The sequence below is a fragment of the Actinomadura sediminis genome, from assembly GCF_042675525.1.
Taxonomy (GTDB): domain Bacteria; phylum Actinomycetota; class Actinomycetes; order Streptosporangiales; family Streptosporangiaceae; genus Spirillospora; species Spirillospora sediminis.
In genome coordinates, this window is sequence record NZ_JBHTJA010000060.1 from 1 (window position 1) to 20,001 (window position 20,001).

Below are 20,001 nucleotides of genomic sequence, written 5' to 3' on the forward strand. Positions count from 1 at the left end.
CCGTCCCGATGCTGAGGCGGGAGGCGTCCGCCTGCGCGGATGCCAGGGCCGTGACGACGAAGGCCGGTGCGACGCCGAGACGCTCGCCGAGCTGCGCGAGCGCCGGGACCCGCCGCCCGAACCGGCGCGCGCCGAACTGCTCGCGCGGGCCCGCGGCGGCGCGGCCCGGGACGTCCGGCGCGCGCTCGACCGGCTCGTGGAAGGCGCCCGGACGCCCGACCCGGAGCTGGCGGAGCTGCTCGCCGAGCTGCTGGGGCACCGGGACCGCAAGATCAGGCTGCTGGCGCTCCGGGCGTCCCGGCGGGTCCTGCCCCGGGACGAGTACCTGGACCGGACGGCGGGGCTGCTGGACGATCGCGACTCCGACGTGGTCCTGACGGCGATCCGGACGCTCGCCCACGCCGAGTGGGCACCCGCGGTCCCCGGGCTGGTCGCCCTGCTCGGGCACGCCCGGCCCGTCGTCGCGCGGGACGCGCGGGAGGCGCTCGTCCGGCTGGGGGAGACGGCGGTCCCCGCGCTGCGGCACGCCGAGGGCCGCGCCCGGCCCGACCGCCGCCATGTGTACACCGGTCTTATCGACCGGATCCGCGAAGCAGAGGAGGACGGATGCCCATCTTCGCCGGCGTCATGATCGCGGCCGCCGGAGTGCTGGTCGCGGTGGTCGGGAGGCTGACCGCCACGGGCCGCATCGGCCGGAACGCCTTCGCGGGGATCCGCACGAGGCGCAGCATGGCCGACGACGAGTCGTGGGCGATCGTGCACCGCGCCGCGCAGCCGTGGATGATCGCCGGCGGTGCCGTGATGGTCCTGACCGGCGGGGTCGCGGCGGCCGTCCCGGGCGAGGCGGCGGCCGCGATCGTCGTCGGGGCCGGCGTCGGCGTCGCGGTGGTGCTGACGCTGCTGGGCACGTTCACCGGCCACCGCGAGCTGCGCAACCGCGTTCGCTGAGCGCGCCGCCGGACGTGGTGCAAGGCCCTCGCGGGGGGCGTTCCCCGCGAGGGCCTGGACGGACGCGCCGGGCCGGGCGCGTCGGGCTCGGCGCGTCAGGCCCGGGCGCGGCGGGGGAGGAGGAACGCGACGGCGAACGCGGCGACGGTGAGGACGAGCGTCAGCCACGCGACCCGCGCGGCGGCGGGCAGCGCGTCGGCGGCGTCCGCGCCGAACGTCCCGAAGAAGACCGTCCCGAGGACGGCGACGCCGAGCGAGGCGCCGAGCTGCTGGAGCGACTCCAGGGCCGCGGAGGCCGAGCCGACCTCGTGGTCGGCGATGCCCGCGACGATGATGTCGAACAGCGGCACGAAGATCATGCCCATGCCGAGGCCGAACAGCAGGAACGGCGCGATCAGGTGGCGGTCGTCCAGGCCGGCGCCGGCGGTCTCGAACACCGCGCACAGGACGGCGAGCGCGGCGGTCATCAGCACGAGGCCGAGGTGCAGGACGCGGCGACCGAGGGTGTTCATCGTCGTGCCGCCGACGATGGAGCCGAGGAACGCGCCGACCGCCCACGGGGCCATGGCCAGGCTCGCCTCGAGCGGGGTGCGGCCCAGGCCGAGCTGGAGGAACAGGCCGGTGGCGAGGGAGAACCCGGTGATCGTGCCGAAGAAGACGATGACGAACAGGACGCCGGACGTGTAGGAGCGGTTCGCGAACACCGAGAGGCGCAGCAGCGGCGTCCGTCCGGACCGGCCGCGGCGGAGCTGGTGCAGGACGAACAGCGCCAGGGCGGGCACGGAACCGGCGAGCATCGCGAGGGTCCACGCGGGCCAGCCGAGTTCGCGGCCCTGGACGAGCGGGTACACCAGCAGGCTCATCGCGGCGCCGCCGAGCAGCGTCCCGGCGAGGTCGAGGCCGCCGGACCGGCCGGTGCGCGCGGGGGCGGGCAGCACGCGGGCGCCGACGACGAGGGCGTACAGGCCGATCGGCAGGTTCAGCAGGAAGATCGCGCGCCAGCCGGTGCCGAGGAGGTCGGCGTCCACGAGGAGCCCGGCGGCGACCGGGCCGAGGATCGTGGACAGGCCGATCACCGGCCCGAACACGGCGAACGCCTTCCCGGTCTCCGCCGGGCCGAACAGGTCGCGGATCAGCCCGAAGGACTGCGGGACCATCACGGCCGCGCACAGCCCCTGCGCGACGCGGGCGGCGATGAGGGCGCCGGGCGACCACGCGAGGGCGCAGGCCGCGGACGTCGCGAGGAACCCGGCCGTCCCGAGGAGCAGGACGGTGCGGCGGCCGAACATGTCGCCGAGGCGTCCGCCGGTCAGCAGCGCGACGGCCATGGCGAGGGTGTAGCCGGCGGCCATCCACTGCAGCGCGGCGAGCGAGCCGCCGAGGTCGGCGCGGATCGCCGGGGCGGCCACGTTCACCACGGTGGCGTCGAGGAGGTTGAGGAGGGTGGCGGCCAGGATCGCCGACAGGCCGAGCCAGCGCCGGGAGCGGTACGGCTGCGCGGTCGCGGTGGGGGGCGGGACGTCGATCGTCGCGGTCACGGCGGATCCTTCCGTTCGGAGCGGAATGCTCTGTTCCCCAGCTTAGCAGAACGGAATGCTTCATTCCATGTTTGCGGCCGCCGTCCGGGGGTCCGATTCGCCCGGGGATGCCATACGCTTCGTGGTATGGACGAGGTTTCGGCCCGCACGCCGGATGTCGCGCACGAGCGCGGCGGGGGCGGGCTCAAGCGCTTCCTGCGCCGGATGGCGGCGGGCAAGGCGGAACTCGAGGCCGAGGAGCTGCGCAAGGAACGCGGCGACGAGGGCGCGACGCCGATCACCGACTGCGGCTCGCGCAAGCGGCACTGCGTGGCGGGTACCCTACGTACCGTGACGCTGCGTCCGCGCGGCGGCGCCCCCGCCCTGGAGGCCGAACTGTACGACGGGACCGACGTGATCACGCTGGTCTGGCTCGGCCGCCGCAAGATCGCCGGGATCGACCCCGGCCGCCGGCTCCGCGCCGAGGGGCTGGTCAGCCTGCAGGACGGGCGCAAGACGATGTTCAATCCGCGTTACGAACTGCGCGGCGGTTCGTGAGGCCGCCGCGGCCGGGAGACACGTGAGCGAAGTGCGAGCGGGCCGGGACGGCGCCGCCGAGACACCCGAGACCGCCGGAGCCGCCGAGCAGGAGGCGAGGCCGCGCGACGCCCGCGTCCGGCGCGACGCCCACGACACCGTCGAGGCGGCCGTCCGGGCGCAGCTCAGCAAGGCGCTCGGGGGAGTGCGCGGCATGCTGGAGGCCGCCGCCCCGGTCACCGCGTTCACGCTGACGTACGTGCTGCTGGACGAGGTCAGGACGGCGGTGTTCGCGGGGATCGGCGCGGCCGTGGTGCTGCTGCTGGTCCGCGTCGTGCAGCGGTCCAACCCGCAGTTCGTCCTCAACAGCCTCCTCGGCATCGCCATCGCGGCGTTCTTCGCGCTGCGGTCGGGCGACGCCGAGGACGCGTTCCTGCCCGGCATCATGCTGAACGCCGCCTACGCGGTGGGCCTGACGTTCTCGATCCTCGTCCGGTGGCCCGCGGTCGGGTTCATCATCGGCTCGGTCACCGGCGACCCGACCGCCTGGCGGTCCGATCCCGGCATCGTGAAGCTGTGCTCCCGGCTGACGTGGCTGCTCGTGCTGCCGTGCGTGCTGCGCGTCGCCGTCCAGTACCCGATCTACATCGCGGCGGGCGACCAGAGCGGCCTGCTCGGCGCCGCGAAGATCGGGATGGGCTGGCCGCTGCAGGTCGCCGCGCTGGCCGCGATGGTGTGGCTGCTCGCCCGGGGGCGCACGCCGATCGAGCGCCCCCGGGCGTAGCGTCAGCGGCCGCCGAGCAGTTCGGCGAGGTCGTCCTCGACGTCCTGGCTGGCGACGAACATCAGCTCGTCGCCCGGTTCGAGGGTGTCGTCGGCGGACGGCACCAGCACCCGGCCCTCGCGCAGGATCGCGACGAGCGCGGTGTCGCGCGGCCAGTCCACCGAACCGACCCGCTGGCCGCCGAGCGGCGCGTCCTCCGGCAGCGTCAGCTCCACCAGGTTCGCCTCGCCCTGCCGGAACGTCATCAGCCGCACCAGATCGCCGACGCTCACGGCCTCCTCGACGAGCGCCGACAGCAGCCGCGGCGTGGAGACGGCCACGTCCACGCCCCACGACTCGTTGAACAGCCACTCATTGTTGGGGTGGTTGATGCGGGCCACCACCCGCGGCACCCCGTACTCGGTCTTCGCGAGCAGCGACACCACCAGGTTGACCTTGTCGTCACCGGACGACGCCACCACCACCTGGCAGCGTTCCAGGGCCGCGTCGTCCAGCGCGGAGATCTCGCACGCGTCCGCCAGCAGCCACTCCGCGCGCGGCACCATCTCCACCTTGATGGCCTTGGGGCTCTTGTCGATCAGGAGCACCTCGTGCCCGTTCTCCAGCAGCTCCTGCGCGATGGAGCGGCCCACCGCGCCCGCCCCCGCGATCGCGACCCGCATCAGGCGTCCTCCCCGTTCCGCGCCGCCACCGCGGCGTTGATCCGCTCCAGGTCGTCCGCGGCCGCCATGATGTGCACGATGTCGCCGTCCTGGACGACCGTGTCCCCCGCGGGCACGAGCGCCTCGCCCATCCGCGACAGGAACGCCACGCGGGTGCGGGCGTGCTCCTCCAGCGCCGCGACCTTCTCGCCGACCCACAGCTCCCCGGCCTCCAGCTCGGCGAGGACGACCGCGCCGGTCGGGTCGCGCCACAGCGGTTCGGCGCCCTCGGGCAGCAGGCGGCGCAGGATCTGGTCGGCGGTCCACCGGACGGTCGCGACGGTGGGGATGCCGAGCCGCTGGTAGACCTCGGCGCGGCGCGGGTCGTAGATGCGGGCCACGACGTTGTCGACGCCGAACGTCTCGCGCGCCACCCGGGCGGAGATGATGTTGGAGTTGTCGCCGCTGCTGACGGCCACGAACGCCGACGCGCGCTCGATGCCGGCCTCGGCGATCACATCGCGGTCGAACCCGAACCCGGTGATCCGGCGGCCCCGGAACCCGCTGCGCAGCCGGCGGAACGCCTCCGGGTTCTGGTCGATGATGGCCACCGAGTGGCCCCTCTCCTCCAGGATGTGGGCGAGCGTCGAGCCGACCCGCCCGCATCCCATGATCACGATATGCACGGCCGTTCCTTCTGTTCACCGGGGGACGCGCCCCCTGCACCCCCGCGCGGTGGACGGCATTCGCCGCTGCGCCGCCGACGCCGCGCCGCACCTCGAGGATCGCTTCTCCACTGAATGATCCCTGCCGGACGGCAAACCTACACATCCGCCCGGTGGAGTACTACCCGGGCAGGCCTTCCGGCAGGTCACGGCGTGTGAGCTTCCGGTTCCACGGCCCGGCGGGGGGCGCCGGAACAAGGTCACCCGCAACGGCTAGAGTCTCGTTGCGTGTCGAAGGCTCCTGACCTCGCGAAGCGGTTACTGCTGGGCCGCGCCCTGCAGAGCAGGCAGCAGCACGAGCAGCTGCTCCCCAAGCGCATCGCGCTCCCCGTCTTCGCCAGCGACGCGCTGTCGTCGGTGGCGTACGCCCCCCAGGAGATCCTGCTCGCCCTCGGGGCGGGCGGCCTGGTCATGTACGGCTACACGCCGTGGGTCGCGGCGGGCGTCATCGTCATCCTGCTCACGGTCGTGGCCTCCTACCGGCAGAACGTCCGCGCCTACCAGAGCGGCGGCGGCGACTTCGAGGTCGCCACCACCAACCTCGGCGGAAACTGGGGCGTCGTCGTCGCCAGCGCGCTGCTGGTCGACTACGTCCTGACGGTCGCGGTGTCGGTGTCGTCCGGCGTGGAGAACCTCGGGGCGCTGCTGGAGTTCATCCGCCCGCACGAGGTCGCCGTCGCGATCGGCATCGTCGCCCTGCTGACGATCGGGAACCTGCGCGGCCTGCGGGAGGCGGGCGTGGCCTTCGCCATCCCGACCTACCTGTTCATGTTCGCCGTGTTCGGGATGCTGCTGTGGGGCTCCATGCGGCTCATCACCGGCACCGAGCTGCGCGCCGAGTCCGCCGACTACGAACTCGTCGGCTCCGAGACGGGCGTCGCCGGGTTCGCCCTCGTGTTCCTGCTGCTGCGCGCGTTCTCCTCCGGCTGCGCCGCCCTCACCGGAGTCGAGGCGATCAGCAACGGCGTCCCCGCGTTCCGCAAGCCGAAGGGCGACAACGCCGCCAAGACCCTGTTCATGCTCGGCATGGTGGCGATGACGATGTTCGGCGGCGTGACGGCGTTCGCGTTCGTCACCGACGCCAAGTACGCCGAGGGCGACCAGGACGTCCGCATGGTCGACCCGTCCACCGGCGAGACGATCGAGCACCCCGACCCCGTCATCGCGCAGGTCGCCGACACCGTCTTCAGCAACTTCGCGCCCGGGTTCGTGCTGGTCACCACGATGACCGCGCTGATCCTGTTCCTCGCGGCCAACACCGCGTTCAACGGCTTCCCCGTCCTCGGGTCGGTGCTCGCGCAGAACCGGTACCTGCCGCGCCAGCTCCACACCCGCGGCGACAGGCTCGCCTACAGCAACGGCATCATCATCCTCGCGACCATGGCCGGGCTGCTGATCTACGCCTACGACGCGTCCGTCAGCAAGCTGATCCCGCTCTACACCGTCGGCGTGTTCGTGTCGTTCACGGTCAGCCAGATCGGCATGGTCAAGCACTGGAACCGGCTCCTCGCCGCCGAGAAGGACCCGCTGCGGCGCCGCCACATGAAGACGTCCCGCGCCATCAACGCGTTCGGGGCCACCCTCACCGGCATCGTGCTGATCGTCGTGCTGTCCACGAAGTTCATGCTCGGCGCCTACATCGTGTGCATCGCGATGCCGCTGCTGTTCCTGCTGATGAAGGCGATCCGCAAGCACTACGACCGGGTCGCCGAGGAGCTCGTGCCGTCCGGCGAGGACGTCGCGCTGCCCGCCCGCAACCACGCGATCGTGCTCGTGTCCACGATCCACAAGCCGACCCTGCGGGCCCTCGCGTACGCCCGCGCGACGCGCCCGTCCACGCTCGAGGCCGTCACCGTCGCGGTGGACGCCGCGGAGTCGCGCCGCCTGCAGGCCGAATGGGACGCCCTCGACATCCCCGTCACCCTGAAGATCCTCGACTCGCCGTACCGGGAGATCACCCGGCCCGTGCTGTCGTACGTGAAGGGCGTCCGCCGCAAGAGCCCCCGCGACGTCGTCACCGTCTTCATCCCCGAGTACGTCGTCGGCCACTGGTGGGAGCACCTCCTGCACAACCAGAGCGCGCTGCGGCTCAAGGGCCGGCTGCTGTTCCAGCAGGGCGTGATGGTGACGAGCGTCCCCTGGCAGCTGCGCTCGTCCGACCGGCTCAAGGGCCGCGTCGAACCGCCCGGGCCGGGCTCGTCGCGGCGCCCGCCGCGCCCCTCGCCGCGGACCGGAGCACCCCCCGGCGACGGTAGTGTGTCCGACCGTGAGTGAAACGGAGCCCGAGGTCCCCGACGTCCTCGAACTGCAGGTCGGCGACGTCGCCAACGGCGGATTCTGCGTCGCCCGGCACGAGGGCCGCGTGGTGTTCGTCCGGCACGCGCTGCCGGGCGAGCGGGTGCGGGCCCGCGTCACCGAACGCGCCAAGAACTACCTGCGCGCCGACGCCGTCGACATCATCGAGGCGTCCCCGGACCGGGTCGAGCCGCCGTGCCCGTTCGCGGGCCCCGGCCGCTGCGGCGGCTGCGACTGGCAGCACGCCTCCCTCCCCGCCCAGCGCGCGCTGAAGGCGTCCGTCGTCGAGGAGCAGCTCCGCCGCCTCGCGGGGATCACCCGCACGGTCGTCGTGGAAGAGGTCCCGTACCCGGTGGACGGCGACACCGGCATGGTCCCGCCGCCGGGCCTCGGCTGGCGCACCCGCGTGCAGTTCGCGGTGTCCGGCGGCACCGTCGGGCTGCGCAAGCACCGCTCGCACGACATCGAGCCGATCGACGAATGCCTGATCGCGCACCCCGGCGTCGAGCTCATGGGCATCGAGCACAAGCGCTGGCCCGGCGCGTCCGGCGTCGAGGGCATCGTGTCGGCGACCACCGGCGACCGCCTCGTCGTCCTGCGGGGCCGCGACCGCCGCAAGATCCGGGTGCCGCGCCTCGACGTGCCCGTCCGGCTCGTCCGCGGCAAGCCCGAGCCCGGCGCGACCCTCCCGTACGTCCGCGAGTCCGTGTCGGGCCGCCTGTTCCAGGTCAGCGGCAGCGGCTTCTGGCAGGTGCACCCGGGCGCCGCGCAGCTGCTCGCCGACGCCGTCGTGGAGGCCCTCGAGCCCAAGCCCGGCGACATCGCCCTCGACCTGTACTGCGGCGTCGGCCTGTTCGCGGGCGTCCTCGCCGACCGGATCGGCCGGGACGGCCTCGTCGTCGGCGTCGAGTCCGACGGGCAGGCCGTCCGCGACGCCCGGTTCAACCTGCGCGACCTGCCGAACGTGTCGATCGAGCGCGGCCCCGTGGAGGACATCGTCGCCGAACTCGAGTTCGGCCGCGCCGACGCCTCGTCCCGCACGCAGAACAAGCGCGGCGGCACCGGCCACCAGGGCGGGGCCCGCGTGCGCCGCGCCGACCTGGTCGTCCTCGACCCGCCCCGCACCGGCGCGGGCCGCGACGTCGTCGAGCACGTCACCCGCCTCGCCGGCCGCAAGATCGCCTACGTGTCGTGCGATCCCGCGACCCTGGCCCGCGACCTCGCCTACTTCGGCGAGCGCGGCTGGACCCTCGACACCCTCCGCGCCTTCGACGCCTTCCCGATGACCCGCCACGTGGAGCTGCTGGCCACTCTCGTCCGCGGCTGACCGCCCCGCCCGGCCCGCGCGGAAACCCGGTTGCGGCGGCGCATAGCGTGGGACCCATGATCGAACTCAGGGAGGTCCCGGCGGACGACGTGGACCGGGTGATCGACCTCGCCGCGACGGTGTTCCACTTCCGGGCCGTCGACCGCGACCGGATGCGCCGGTGGGCGGCGCGGATGGAGCGCATCGGGGCCTATGACGCCGGCGGCTCGGGCGCGGACGTCCTCGCCGGGCAGGTGGGCGTCGTGCCGCAGCGGTTGTCGGTGCCGGGCGGCGCGCTGCTGGACTGCGCGGCCGTCACGTTCGTCGGGGTGCTGCCCACGCACCGGCGGCGCGGGATCCTCAGCTCGATGATCGACCGCGTGCACGCGGACGCGGCGGCGGCCGGGCGGCCCGTGGCGGCGCTGTGGGCGTCGGAGGGGCCGATCTACGGACGGTACGGCTACGGCGTCGCGAACCGCAGGATCGGGTACGAGATCGACACGTCCCGGCCGTTCCGGCTCCGCACCGCCCCGGACGACCGCCCGCTGCGGCTGATCGGCCGCGCGGAGGCCCCGGGCGTCCTCGGGCCGCTGTACGCGCGGGAGCTGGCGAGGCGGCCGGGCGGGCTGGCCCGCGACGAGGAGTGGTGGCTGGAGCGGACCGTGGCGCCCGTGGACCACGGTAACCCCCGCTACACCGAGCCGCGGATCGTCGTGCACCCGGAGGGGTACGCCGTCTACCGGACGCACGAGCGCACCGTCCGGCTGTACGACATGGCGGCCGGGACGCCGCAGGCCGAGGCGGCTCTGTGGGAGTACCTCGCGTCCATCGACCTGACGCGCGAGATCGTCGCGCCGGAACGGCCCGTGGACGACCTCGTCCTGCACATGGCCGCCGACCCCGACCAGGTCAGGGTGACGGGGGACGCGGCGGCGCTGTGGCTGCGGCTGCTCGACGTCCCGGCGGCGCTCCGCGCCCGCTCGTGGGCGGTGGACGACGCGTTCGTCCTGGACGTCGCGGACGCGCGGGTCCCCGGCAACCGGGGCCGCTGGCGGCTCGCCACCGGTGCGGAGCCCGGCTGCGAACGCACGGACGAGGCGCCCGATCTGGTGCTGGACGTCGCGGACCTGGGCGCCGTGTACCTGGGCGGTACCCCGGTCCGGACGCTGGTACGCGTCGGGGCGGTGGCCGAGCGCACGCCCGGCGCGGCGGCGCGCCTCGACGCCGCCCTGGCGGTCCCGTTCGCGCCGTACACCAACGACAACTTCTGAGCCCGCCCTGAATCCCGCCCCGGCCCGGTGCCGGGGCGGCGGCTCGCATGCGGACGACCTGCGCGGTTGCGCCGGCGGTGCTCGCCGCCCTACGTTTAGGGCAGTCGTACAGGGCGATCGCCCTAGAAACGAGGTGCGGAGTGACGTCTCCGGCTGCTGCACGCGGGCAGGAGGTGCGGCGCCGGTTGCTCGGCGCCGCGATCGAGCTGATCCCCGAGCTGGGGTGGTCGGCGGTGAGCACGCGGGTCCTGGCCGACCGCGCGGGCGTGACGCCGAGCGCGGTCCACTACCACTACCCGTCGCTCACGGCGCTGCTGAACGAGGCCGCGGCGGGGTGCCTCCGGGAGGTGCTGGACGGCGCGTGGAGCGCGCTGGACGGGGCCCGCACCGCCGACGACGTGTTCGACGCGGTGCTCGGCTCGGTCGACCGGTACACCGGCGACGACCCCGTCTCGCTGCTGGCGATCGAGGCGTGCCTCGCCGCCACCCGGGACCCGGAACTGCGCGACCTGATCCGCGAGGTCTTCGCGGAGTACCGGCGGGGGCTCGCCCGGCTCCTCGGCGAGCGGGGCGTTCCCGCGCCGGAGGCCACCGCGTCCGTCCTGACCGCCGCGGTCGACGGCCTCCTGCTGCACCGCGGGATCGGCGCGGGCGGCGACGCGGCCGACCGCGCCGCCGTCGCGTCCGTCCTGCGCCGGCTCGCCGGGAACGGGGAGGCGCGATGAGGGTCGTCGTCTGCGGAGCCGGGCTCACCGGGCTGGCCCTCGCCGGCCGGATCGCGGCGCTCGGCGGCGAGGTGCTCCTGCTGGAACGCGCCCGCGGGCCGCGCACCCAGGGCTACATGATCGACTTCTTCGGCCCCGGATACGACGCCGTCGACGCCATGGGGCTGCGGCCCGCCGTCGAGCGCGTCGCGTACCCGGTCTCCGAAGCGGTCTACGTGGACGAGCGGGGAAGGCGCCGCGCTTCGGTCGAGCCCGCCCAGTTCGCCTCGGGCCCGCTGCTGAACCTCATGCGCCCCGACCTCGAACGGGTGCTGCGGGAGGCGCTGCCCGGCGACGTCGAGCTGCGGTTCGGCACCGGCCCGGCGGCGGTGGACGCCCGGGACGACGGGGTCCGCGTGACGCTGGAGGACGGCACGGACGTGGACGCCGACCTGCTCGTCGGCGCCGACGGCGTCCACTCGACCGTCCGCCGGCTGGTCTTCGGGGACGAGCCGCGGTTCGTCCGGCACCTCGGCTTCCACACCGCGGCGTTCACGTTCGAGGCGCCGGACGTGCACGCGCGGGTCGAGGGGCGGGCGTACCTCACCGACACGGTCCGCAGGCTGATGGGCTTCTACGCGTTGCGCCCGGCGGGCGGGAGCCGCCACCGCGTCGCCGCCTTCGGGGTCCACCGCACCCCCGATCCCCAGGTCCCCGACGACGTCGTCGCGGCCGTCCGCGCCGCGTACGGCGATCTCGGGTGGGCGGCGCCCACGGCGCTCGACCGGATGCCCCCGGCGGCGGACGTCTACTACGACCAGGTCGCGCAGACCGTCGTGCCCCGCTGGAGCCGGGGGCGGGTCGTGCTGGCCGGGGACGCCTGCCACGCGGTCTCGCTCCTCGCGGGCCAGGGCGCGTCGCTCGGCATCGCCGGCGCCTACCTGCTCGGCGGCCTGCTCGCGGGGGAAGGGCCGGCCGACCGCGCCCTGGCCCGCTACGAGGAGCTGTGGCGGCCGGTCGTGGAGGAGAAGCAGCGGACCGGGCGGTCCGCCGCCCGCTGGTTCCTGCCCGCGACGCCGCTCCAGTTGCGGACGCGCCGGGTCGCGCTGCGGCTCGCCCGCCTGCCCGTGGCCGACCGCGGCATCGCCGCCCTCCTGGCGGGCGAGTCGACGTCGCTGATCAGGGACATGAGCCGCGCGGAGGGAACGCCGGGGTGAGGCCCGGCGTCACCGCCAGAACAGCAGCTTGGCGCTTCCGCCGGTGAGGGCGGCCTCGGCGGTGCCGTACTGGACGACCTGGAACCGGACGCGGCGGCCGTCGCCGACGGTGTCGGCGGGCAGCGCGTACAGGACGCGGACGTCGTCGCGGGACGCGGTGAGCTCGTGGACGGGGCCCGCGTCGAACCGGGCGGTGTCGTCCTCGTGCACCTCGATCGCGCGGGCCCGCAGGAGGGTGCCGGGGGCGACGCCGGTGATCGTCACGGCCGCGGTCAGCGCGTAGCGGGCGGGACCGTGCAGGATGCTGGGGCCGCCGCGGTCCCAGTGCTGGTGGTCGGCGTCGGCGTAGTCGACGTCCCAGCTCACGGTCGTCCACGCGGCGGGCGGGAGCGGCTGGGGGGTGGTCGCGCCGACCGACACGTACCCGGGTTCGTCGGGCGACTCCCCGACGAGCCACTGCCCGTAGTCCCCGGCGACCGCGCGGTTGTAGTCGATCGACACGCCGTTGAGTGTGTGCCCGTTGCTGTACTGCTGCAACTGCGCGCGCTCGTCCCACCGGCCGCCCGACCACGCGTACGTCTGCCACCCGTAGGCGATCTTGCCGGCGTCGAAGGCGCGGCCGACCGGCCCGTACCCGCCGTACATCCCGGTCCGGTCGCGGCCGAGGACGGACGCGACGCCGTCGAAGTACGCGTTGATCTCGCGCTGCTGGTCGGCGGAGGCGTCGAAGTCGACGGCGAAGTAGATAGGGCGGTCGCCGGGCATCCCGCAGGCGGCGGCCTGGGCGGCGGCGTCGCGGGCGTCGGCCGCTCCCGCGGCGCGGCCGTCCAGTGCCCGGGCGGCGCTGGTCTCCCAGACGACCACGAGCCGGATCCCGGCCGCGGACAGCGTCTCCGCCTCGGCCCGGGTCAGGTTCTTGCCGGTCCTGTCGTGCGACACGTAGCGGCAGGCGAACTTCGCCCCGGCGCTCTTGAGCGCGGCGACGCCGGGGCGTCCCCAGGCGTAGTCGACGCCGAAGACGGCCATGTGGCCCCTCCAGGGGTGCGTGAGCACTCGGTCAACGGTGGATTCAAAGGATTCAACAGGTCGATTCAACAGGGTCCGTCCGTTTCGTCGCAGCGTAATCCGGAGGTTCGTCCCTGGTAAGGGGTGTCACCTGGCCATATCGCTGACGGTGACGACACGCCGACCTGACGCTAGGTGCCGGAGCGGTGATCGCTTACAACGGAGCTGATCATGCAGGTTCGCAGGTCAGGGGGATATCTTGCGGAAGGTCAGAGGGCCGGTGGCGGTGCTGGCGGCCGTGTCGCTGGCGGCGGTCGCGCCGATGCCGGCACAGGCGGCGCCGAAACCGGAGAAGAAGTCGGAGAAGAAGCCGGAGAAGAAGCGCGACGTGGCGCTCCGGACGGACGCGCCCGCGCGGGAGGTCGCGCCCGGCGGCACGTACACGTGGTCGTTCACGATCACGCCGAAGGGCGGGAAGAAGGCGGCCCGGGCGGTGTTCCGGACGACGCTGCCCGCGTCGCTGGAGTTCGTGTCCGGGAAGGGATGCGGGGCCGAGGGGCGCAAGGTCGTCTGTGAACTCGGCAAGGTGAAGCCGGGACAGAAGGTCAAGGGGGCTTTCCGGGCGAAGGTGTCCACGCGGGCGGTGCCGAAGCGCCAGATCGCGGTGCGCGGCGTCGTGACCTGGGGGAAGGCGCGCGCCGGCCGCGCGTTCCCGACGGTCCGGGTCGCCGAGGCGTCCCGGGCGGAGGCCGCGACTCTTTAAGCCCGCTTTCGCCGCGCCCTGTTGTGATCGTCCCCGTCGGGTCCGGACGGGCCCGGGACAACGGAGGGACGAGCATGACGCTCACCAGGCGCATCAAGATCACGTTGGTGGCGGCGGGTGCGGCCGGGGCGGCCGCGTTCACCGCCGGCGGGATGGCCTTCGCGGGGACGGACGACGCGCCGCGCACGGAGCTGCGGATCGTCGAGAACGCCGACCCGGCGGGCGCCGTCCCGGCCGGGTACGCGGCCGCGCCCGGGGACGGGGCGGCCGGTGACGGGAAGGACTGCCCGCAGGAGGGCGGGACGTCCCCGGCCGCGGACCCCCGATGAGCCTCCACGACACCGCCCGGGCCCCGCGGGGCCCGGGCGGGCCGGAGGCGGCGGCGCTGACGGAACGGCTCCTGTTCGAGACCAAGCGCGTCATCGTCGGGCAGGACCGCATGGTCGAGCGGATGCTCGTCGCGGTCCTGGCGGGCGGCCACTGCCTGCTGGAGGGGGTGCCGGGCGTCGCGAAGACGCTCGCCGCGCAGACCCTCGCGACGGTGGTCGGCGGCTCGTTCGCGCGGCTCCAGTTCACCCCCGACCTCGTGCCGTCCGACATCGTCGGGACGCGCATCTACCGGCCGTCGGAGGAGGCGTTCGACGTCGAGCCGGGCCCGGTGATGGCGAACGTGGTGCTGGCGGACGAGATCAACCGGGCGCCCGCGAAGGTGCAGTCGGCGCTGCTGGAGGTGATGGGGGAGCGGCAGGTCAGCATCGGCGGCCGGACGCTGCCGGTGCCGGACCCGTTCCTGGTGCTGGCGACGCAGAACCCGATCGAGTCCGAGGGCGTGTACCGGCTCCCGGAGGCGCAGCGCGACCGGTTCCTGCTGAAGATCGACGTCGGCTACCCGTCCGAGGAGGAGGAGCTGGCGATCCTCTACCGGATGAGCGTCGACCCGCCCGCGGCGTCCCGCCTGCTGGACCCGCCGCGGCTGGCGGAGCTGCGGCACGCCGCCGACCGGGTGTTCGTGCACGACGAGGTCGCCCGGTACGCGGTGCGGCTGATCGGCGCGACCCGGGACCCGGCGCGGTACGGGGCGCCGGACGCGGCGCGGCTGCTCACCTACGGGGCGGGTCCGCGCGGGACGCTCGGCCTCGTCGCCGCCGGGCGGGCGCTGGCGCTGCTGCGCGGCCGCGACTACGTGCTGCCCGCGGACGTCCGCGACCTGTGCGGGGACGTCCTGGCGCACCGGCTCGTCCCGTCGTTCGACGCGCTCGCCGACGAGGTGTCGCCGCGCGCGATCGTCGAGCGGATCGCGGCGGTGGTGCCGCAGCCGCGGCTGGCGCCCCGCGACGGCGACCCCGGCACGGACGGCCTCGGCGTGCGGGGGCCCGGTGTGCAGGGGCCCGGTGTGCAGGGGCCCGGCGGGGCGGAGGGGGGTCGGGCGGCGTGACGGCTCCCCGACTGCGCGACCTCGCGCCCGAGCAGGCGCTGCGGCGGCTGGAGATCGTCATCGTGCGGCGGCTCGACGGGCTGCTGCAGGGCGACCACCTCGGCCTGGTGCCGGGCCCCGGCTCCGAGCCCGCCGAGGGACGCGAGTACGCGGCGGGCGACGACGTCCGCGCGATGGACTGGTCCCTGACGGCCCGGACGGCCGTCCCGCACGTCCGGGACCGCGTCGCCGACCGGGAGCTGGAGACGTGGGCGCTGGTCGACGCGACCGCGAGCATGGACTTCGGCACCGGGCGGGTCGAGAAGCGCGACCTGGCGGTCGCGGCGGTCGCGGCCGTCGGGTTCCTCACCGACCGCACCGGCAACCGGATCGGCGCGCAGATCGTCGGGGGCTCGGGGGCGCGGCTCGTCCCGCCCCGGACCGGCCGCCCGCACCTGCTCGCGCTGCTGCGGGCGCTGCTGGACGCGCCCCGCACCCCGCAGGACGCCCCGGGCGGACGGTTCCTCGGCGCGGGCGCGGACCTGCTGCGCCGCACGGCCGGGGCCCGCCGCGGCCTCGCGGTCGTCGTGTCCGACTTCCTCGAACCCGCGGAGAGCTGGGTGCGGCCGCTGCGGCTGCTGGCGGTGCGCCACCAGGTCCTCGCGGTCGAGGTCGTCGACCCGCGCGAGCTGACGCTGCCCGACGTCGGGCTGCTCACGGTCGTCGATCCCGAGTCGGGGCGGCGGCGGGACGTCCCCACGGCGAGCCGCCGGCTGCGGGAGCGGTACGCGGCCGCCGCCGACGAGCGGCGCGCCGCGATCGCGGCGGGGCTGCGGCGGGCGGGCGCCGCGCACCTGCGGCTGCGCACCGACGGCGACTGGGTGCGCGACATCGCCTGGCACGTGATGGCGCAGCGCCGCCTCGCCGCGGCGGCGCCCGGCCCGGTCCCGGGAGGTGCGGCGTGACGTTCCTGTCCCCCGAACGGCTGTTCCTGGCGGTCGTGCTCGCCGGGCTCGCCGCCGCGTACGTCGCGATGCAGCTGCGCCGCGGCCGGTACGCCGCCCGGTTCACCAATCTCGCGCTGCTGGAGAAGGTCGCGCCACTGCGGCCCGGCTGGCGGCGGCACGTCCCGGCGGCGGCGTTCCTGCTGATGATGGGGCTGTTCACGGTCGGGTTCGCGCGTCCGGCGGCGGACGTGCGGGTGCCGCGCGAGCAGGCGACGGTCATGCTGGCGGTGGACGTGTCCAGCTCGATGGAGGCGGAGGACGTCGAGCCGGACCGGCTGACGGCCGCGCAGCGCGCCGCCCGCGCGTTCCTCGACGGGCTGCCCGGGCGGTTCAACGTCGGGCTCGTCGCGTTCGCCGGGTCGGCGTCGGTGACGGTGCCGCCGACGACCGACCGGCGCGCCGTCCGGTCCGGCGTCGACGGGCTGACGCTCGGCCCGCGCACCGCGATCGGCGAGGGCGTGTTCGCCTCGCTGCAGGCGATCTCCGACTTCGGGGCGCAGTTCGGCGAGGAGGCCCCGCCCGCGCACGTGGTGCTGCTGTCGGACGGCACGAACACCGCCGGGCGCACCCCGGAGGAGGCCGCGCAGCGCGCCGTGCAGGCCGGGGTGCCGGTCTCGACGATCGCGTACGGCACCGCCGAGGGCGTGATCTACCAGAACGGGACGCCGCTGCCGGTGCCGGTGGACGGGCCCGCGCTGGAGCGGCTCGCGCAGCAGACCGGCGGCGGGTTCTACGAGGCCGCCAGCGGCGACGAGCTGCGGCAGGTCTACGCCGACATCGGCAGCGCGGTCGGGTACCGCGTCGAGCAGCGCGAGATCTGGGCCTGGTTCGTCGGGGCGGGCCTGGTCGCCGCGTGCGTCGCGGCGCTGACGTCGCTGCTGTGGTTCTCCCGCATCCCCTGATCGCACGAGGAGTCGACTTGAGTTACGGCGATACGGAAAGAACGGAACACGGAAGGCACGCGGGGGACGCCCGCATCGGGCTGGGCGAGCCGCACGGGCCCGACTTCGCGCCCCCGCCACCGCCCGCGTCGCCGGCCGGGACGCCCGCGACGGCGTGGCCGTCCGTCGTCCCGCCGGTCCCGCCGGTCCCGCAGGCCGCGCCCCCGCCCGGACGTCCGGGCGGCACGGGACGGCGCCCGCGCGGGGTGGTCGTGACGGCGATCGCCGCCGCCGCGATCACCGGCGCGCTCGCCGGGACGGCCGGGGCCGCGCTCACCGGGGACGGCGGGGCGTCCGTCGTGACGCGGTCGGCGGCCGGGCCGGTGGACGGCGCGGGCGACCTCAGCGGGGTCGCGGCGCGCGTCCTGCCGAGCGTGGTGCAGGTCGAGGTGCGGTCCGGGAGCGGGCGCAGCGGCGGGTCCGGGTTCGTCATCGACGCGGCCGGGCACGTCCTGACGAACGCGCACGTCGTGGGCGGGCGCGACGACGTCACCGTGGTCCTGCCGGACCGGCGGCGGCTCGCCGCGCGCGTCGTCGGCTCCGACACCGCCAACGACCTCGCCGTGCTGGCCGTCCCGGCGTCCGAGGCGCCGCCCCCGCTGACGTTCGGCCGGTCCGCGGACGCGCGGGTCGGCGACCCCGTGCTCGCGATCGGGTCGCCGCTCGGGCTGGCCGGGACGGTGACCGCCGGGGTCGTCAGCGCGCCGCGCCGGGAGGTGCGGCTCGGTCCCCGCGAACGGCAGATCGCCCTGCAGACCGACGCGTCCATCAATCCGGGCAACTCGGGCGGGCCGCTGGTGAACGCGCGCGGCGAGGTCATCGGGGTGAACACCGCCATCGCGACGGTGCGGGGCGGCGGGTCGATCGGCATCGGGTTCGCGATCCCGGCGGACCGGGCGGTGGACGGCGTCCGCCGCATCGTCGGCTGAGACCGGGCGAACGGGGAGGAGAGGAGGATAACGTCACGCCATGCGGGTGCTCGTGGTGGAGGACGAGGAGGACCTCGTCGAGGCGCTCCGGTACGGCCTGGTCCGTGCGGATTACGCGGTGGACGTGGCGTACGACGTGAACGAGGCGTCGCAGAAGCTGTACGCGGCGTCCTACGACCTGATGATCCTGGACCTGAACCTGCCGGACGGCGACGGGTTCGACCTGTGCCGGGCCGTCCGCGCCGGGGAGCTGGACGGGGAGAGCGGCCCCGGGCTGCGGATCCTCATGCTGACCGCGCGGGACCGGCTCGCCGACCGGGTCCGCGGCCTGGACGAGGGCGCGGACGACTACCTCGTCAAGCCGTTCGCGTTCCCGGAGCTGCTGGCGCGGGTGCGGGCGCTGCTGCGGCGCGACAGCGGCGGCGGGTCGGCGGTGTGGACGGTCGGCGAGCTGCGCCTCGACACCGGCCGCCGTGAGGCGTCCCGCGCCGGGCGGCGGCTGAACCTGTCCCCGAAGGAGTTCGCGGTGCTGCGGTACCTGATGAGCCGGCCCGGCCAGGTGGTCTCGCCCGAGGACCTCCTCGAGCACGTGTGGGACGAGAACGCCGACCCGTTCACGAACACGGTGCGGGTCACGGTCGGCACGCTGCGCCGCAAGCTCGCCGGGGACGGCGAGGACCCGCTGATCGAGACGGTCGTCCGGCACGGCTACCGCCTCCGCGAGGCCACGAGGGAGGGGGCGTGATGCCTTCGCCGCGGATTCGGCGCCCGCCGCTGCCGGGGTTCGCCCAGTCGATCCGGTTCCGGCTGACCGTGCTGTACTCGGCGCTGCTGTTCGCCCTGACCGCGCTCGTCCTCGGGGGGACGTACCTCGGGGTCGTCCGCAGTACCGAGGCGGAGCCGATCACGGAGACGCACCAGGCCCAGAAGTACTACGGCGGCGTCCGGCTCGGGGACGTGGAGGTCGTCAAGGTCCAGCAGGTGGAACGGGCGGTCAACTACGAGACGCGCCGCACCCTGCGGAACTACTCGCTGGGGACGCTCGGGGGGCTGCTGGTCGCCAGCCTCGGCATCGGCTGGGTGCTGGCGGGCCGGGCGCTGAAACCGGTCCGCGCGATCGCCCGCACCGCCGAGGAGATCCAGGCGACCGACCTGTCCCGCCGCATCCGGCTGTCCGGGCCGCGCGACGAGCTGCGCGAGCTCGCCGACACCGTCGACTCCATGCTCGACCGCCTCGACAGCGCGTTCCAGGCGCAGCGGCGGCTGATCGACGACGCGTCCCACGAGCTGCGCAGCCCCCTGGCCATCATCCGCGCGAACCTCGACACCGTGCTCAGCGCGCCGGACGCCGACGAGCCGGACCGGCGCCGGGCCGTGGACGTCGTCGACCGCGCGACCACCCGCATGACGCGGCTCGTCGAGGACCTGCTCGCCACGGCCCGCCGGTCGGCGCCCGCGCTGGACGACGCCGACGTCGACCTGGCGGTCGTGGCGCGCGAGGCCGCCGAGGAGTTCGGGTCGCTCGCGTCCGTCCGGAGGCTGACGCTGGAGCAGCGGATCCGGGACGGCCTCGTGCTGATCGGCGACCACGACGCGCTGCGCCGCGCGGTCGGGAACCTGCTGTCGAACGCGGTGCGGCTCGCCCCCGAGAACTCGACGATCACGGTCGGGGCGGGGTCCGCCGGCGACTGGCTGTGGGTCGCGGTCGCCGACGCCGGTCCCGGGCTCGCCCCGCACGAGCAGGATCGCGTCTTCGACCGTTTCTACCGCGGCGCGCAGGACCGCCGGGCCCGCGACCGCGATGGCCGGACGGGCGACCGCCGCACGGGCCTCGGGCTCGCGATCGTCCGGCAGATCGTGGAGACGCACCACGGCCACGTCCGGCTGTTCTCCGCGGAGGGCGCGGGCAGCACGTTCGTCCTGTGGTTCCCGGGCGAGGGGGGCGGCCCGCGGGCCGGTGCGCCGCCGGAGACCGACCCCCTCGGCTGAACCGGGAC

At 74.9% G+C, this 20,001-nt stretch carries 21 protein-coding genes; 17 read left to right on the forward strand and 4 right to left on the reverse strand.

What is annotated here, in order from left to right; translation table 11 throughout:
• Together ACFQ11_RS24695 and ACFQ11_RS24700 are read left to right on the forward strand one after the other, a co-directional pair.
• The coding region (locus ACFQ11_RS24695; RefSeq protein WP_378302611.1) for a hypothetical protein at positions 1–631 on the forward strand (631 nt) is incomplete at its 5' end.
• Positions 607–948 (forward strand): SdpI family protein, encoded by a 342-nt coding sequence (locus tag ACFQ11_RS24700; RefSeq protein ID WP_378302613.1) that lies wholly within the window; start codon positions 607–609, stop codon positions 946–948. The genes ACFQ11_RS24695 and ACFQ11_RS24700, both read left to right, overlap by 25 nt.
• Before the next feature lie 95 nt (positions 949–1,043).
• On the opposite strand, the gene ACFQ11_RS24705 is transcribed toward ACFQ11_RS24700, so the two are convergent.
• Positions 1,044–2,486 carry an MFS transporter gene (locus ACFQ11_RS24705; protein ID WP_378302615.1) on the reverse strand — a complete coding sequence of 481 codons (1,443 nt, stop codon included), beginning with the start codon at positions 2,484–2,486 and terminating at the stop codon, positions 1,044–1,046.
• Positions 2,487–2,612: 126 nt separating this feature from the next.
• Here ACFQ11_RS24705 and ACFQ11_RS24710 point away from each other — a divergent pair, with 126 nt between their 5' ends.
• The gene (locus ACFQ11_RS24710; protein ID WP_378302617.1) at positions 2,613–3,023 is read left to right on the forward strand and encodes an OB-fold nucleic acid binding domain-containing protein; all 411 of its coding nucleotides are present in this window, start codon (positions 2,613–2,615) and stop codon (positions 3,021–3,023) included.
• 31 nt (positions 3,024–3,054) lie between these two features.
• A complete protein-coding gene (locus tag ACFQ11_RS24715) occupies positions 3,055–3,786 on the forward strand; it encodes a DUF3159 domain-containing protein (RefSeq protein ID WP_378302692.1) in 732 nt (243 codons plus the stop codon).
• Positions 3,787–3,788: 2 nt separating this feature from the next.
• Here the strand turns inward: ACFQ11_RS24715 and ACFQ11_RS24720 are convergent, their stop codons facing one another.
• Positions 3,789–4,448 (reverse strand): potassium channel family protein, encoded by a 660-nt coding sequence (locus ACFQ11_RS24720; protein ID WP_026400658.1) that lies wholly within the window; start codon positions 4,446–4,448, stop codon positions 3,789–3,791.
• Positions 4,448–5,113, reverse strand: coding sequence for a potassium channel family protein (locus ACFQ11_RS24725; protein ID WP_378302620.1), 666 nt, complete (start codon positions 5,111–5,113; stop codon positions 4,448–4,450). The genes ACFQ11_RS24720 and ACFQ11_RS24725 overlap by 1 nt, the downstream gene beginning before the upstream one ends.
• Before the next feature lie 267 nt (positions 5,114–5,380).
• On the opposite strand from ACFQ11_RS24725, the gene ACFQ11_RS24730 reads away from it, so the two are divergent.
• From ACFQ11_RS24730 to ACFQ11_RS24750, 5 genes are all read left to right on the forward strand, one after another.
• Positions 5,381–7,426, forward strand: coding sequence for an amino acid permease (locus tag ACFQ11_RS24730; RefSeq protein ID WP_378302622.1), 2,046 nt, complete (start codon positions 5,381–5,383; stop codon positions 7,424–7,426).
• Positions 7,419–8,774 carry a class I SAM-dependent RNA methyltransferase gene (locus tag ACFQ11_RS24735; protein ID WP_378302624.1) on the forward strand — a complete coding sequence of 452 codons (1,356 nt, stop codon included), beginning with the start codon at positions 7,419–7,421 and terminating at the stop codon, positions 8,772–8,774. The genes ACFQ11_RS24730 and ACFQ11_RS24735 overlap by 8 nt, the downstream gene beginning before the upstream one ends.
• Positions 8,775–8,830: 56 nt before the next feature.
• The gene (locus tag ACFQ11_RS24740) at positions 8,831–10,024 is read left to right on the forward strand and encodes a GNAT family N-acetyltransferase (RefSeq protein ID WP_378302626.1); all 1,194 of its coding nucleotides are present in this window, start codon (positions 8,831–8,833) and stop codon (positions 10,022–10,024) included.
• Positions 10,025–10,164: 140 nt separating this feature from the next.
• Positions 10,165–10,749: a TetR/AcrR family transcriptional regulator gene (locus ACFQ11_RS24745; RefSeq protein ID WP_378302628.1), complete on the forward strand. Its 585-nt coding sequence runs from the start codon at positions 10,165–10,167 to the stop codon at positions 10,747–10,749.
• Positions 10,746–11,945, forward strand: a complete 1,200-nt coding sequence (locus tag ACFQ11_RS24750) for an FAD-dependent monooxygenase (protein ID WP_378302630.1) — start codon at positions 10,746–10,748, stop codon at positions 11,943–11,945. The genes ACFQ11_RS24745 and ACFQ11_RS24750 overlap by 4 nt, the downstream gene beginning before the upstream one ends.
• Positions 11,946–11,954: 9 nt before the next feature.
• Here the strand turns inward: ACFQ11_RS24750 and ACFQ11_RS24755 are convergent, their stop codons facing one another.
• On the reverse strand, positions 11,955–12,971 hold the full coding sequence (locus ACFQ11_RS24755) for a glycoside hydrolase domain-containing protein (protein ID WP_378302632.1): 1,017 nt from the start codon (positions 12,969–12,971) through the stop codon (positions 11,955–11,957).
• Positions 12,972–13,209: 238 nt separating this feature from the next.
• Here ACFQ11_RS24755 and ACFQ11_RS24760 point away from each other — a divergent pair, with 238 nt between their 5' ends.
• The 8 genes from ACFQ11_RS24760 (at position 13,210) to ACFQ11_RS24795 (ending at position 19,993) form a co-directional block, all read left to right on the forward strand.
• Entirely contained in the window at positions 13,210–13,713 is a 504-nt protein-coding gene (locus ACFQ11_RS24760) for a hypothetical protein (protein WP_378302634.1), read from the forward strand.
• Between the two features lie 74 nt (positions 13,714–13,787).
• The gene (locus tag ACFQ11_RS24765; RefSeq protein ID WP_378302636.1) at positions 13,788–14,042 is read left to right on the forward strand and encodes a hypothetical protein; all 255 of its coding nucleotides are present in this window, start codon (positions 13,788–13,790) and stop codon (positions 14,040–14,042) included.
• Positions 14,039–15,148, forward strand: a complete 1,110-nt coding sequence (locus tag ACFQ11_RS24770; RefSeq protein WP_378302638.1) for an AAA family ATPase — start codon at positions 14,039–14,041, stop codon at positions 15,146–15,148. The genes ACFQ11_RS24765 and ACFQ11_RS24770 overlap by 4 nt, the downstream gene beginning before the upstream one ends.
• Positions 15,145–16,092 (forward strand): DUF58 domain-containing protein, encoded by a 948-nt coding sequence (locus ACFQ11_RS24775; RefSeq protein WP_378302640.1) that lies wholly within the window; start codon positions 15,145–15,147, stop codon positions 16,090–16,092. The genes ACFQ11_RS24770 and ACFQ11_RS24775 overlap by 4 nt, the downstream gene beginning before the upstream one ends.
• Positions 16,089–17,036 carry a VWA domain-containing protein gene (locus tag ACFQ11_RS24780; RefSeq protein ID WP_378302642.1) on the forward strand — a complete coding sequence of 316 codons (948 nt, stop codon included), beginning with the start codon at positions 16,089–16,091 and terminating at the stop codon, positions 17,034–17,036. Before ACFQ11_RS24775 ends, ACFQ11_RS24780 begins: the two co-directional genes overlap by 4 nt.
• A 17-nt stretch (positions 17,037–17,053) precedes the next feature.
• The gene (locus ACFQ11_RS24785) at positions 17,054–18,004 is read left to right on the forward strand and encodes a S1C family serine protease (protein ID WP_378302644.1); all 951 of its coding nucleotides are present in this window, start codon (positions 17,054–17,056) and stop codon (positions 18,002–18,004) included.
• A 40-nt stretch (positions 18,005–18,044) separates the two neighbouring features.
• A complete protein-coding gene (locus ACFQ11_RS24790) occupies positions 18,045–18,749 on the forward strand; it encodes a response regulator transcription factor (protein ID WP_378302646.1) in 705 nt (234 codons plus the stop codon).
• The gene (locus ACFQ11_RS24795) at positions 18,749–19,993 is read left to right on the forward strand and encodes a sensor histidine kinase (RefSeq protein WP_378302695.1); all 1,245 of its coding nucleotides are present in this window, start codon (positions 18,749–18,751) and stop codon (positions 19,991–19,993) included. The genes ACFQ11_RS24790 and ACFQ11_RS24795 overlap by 1 nt, the downstream gene beginning before the upstream one ends.
• Positions 19,994–20,001: the final 8 nt, after the last annotated feature.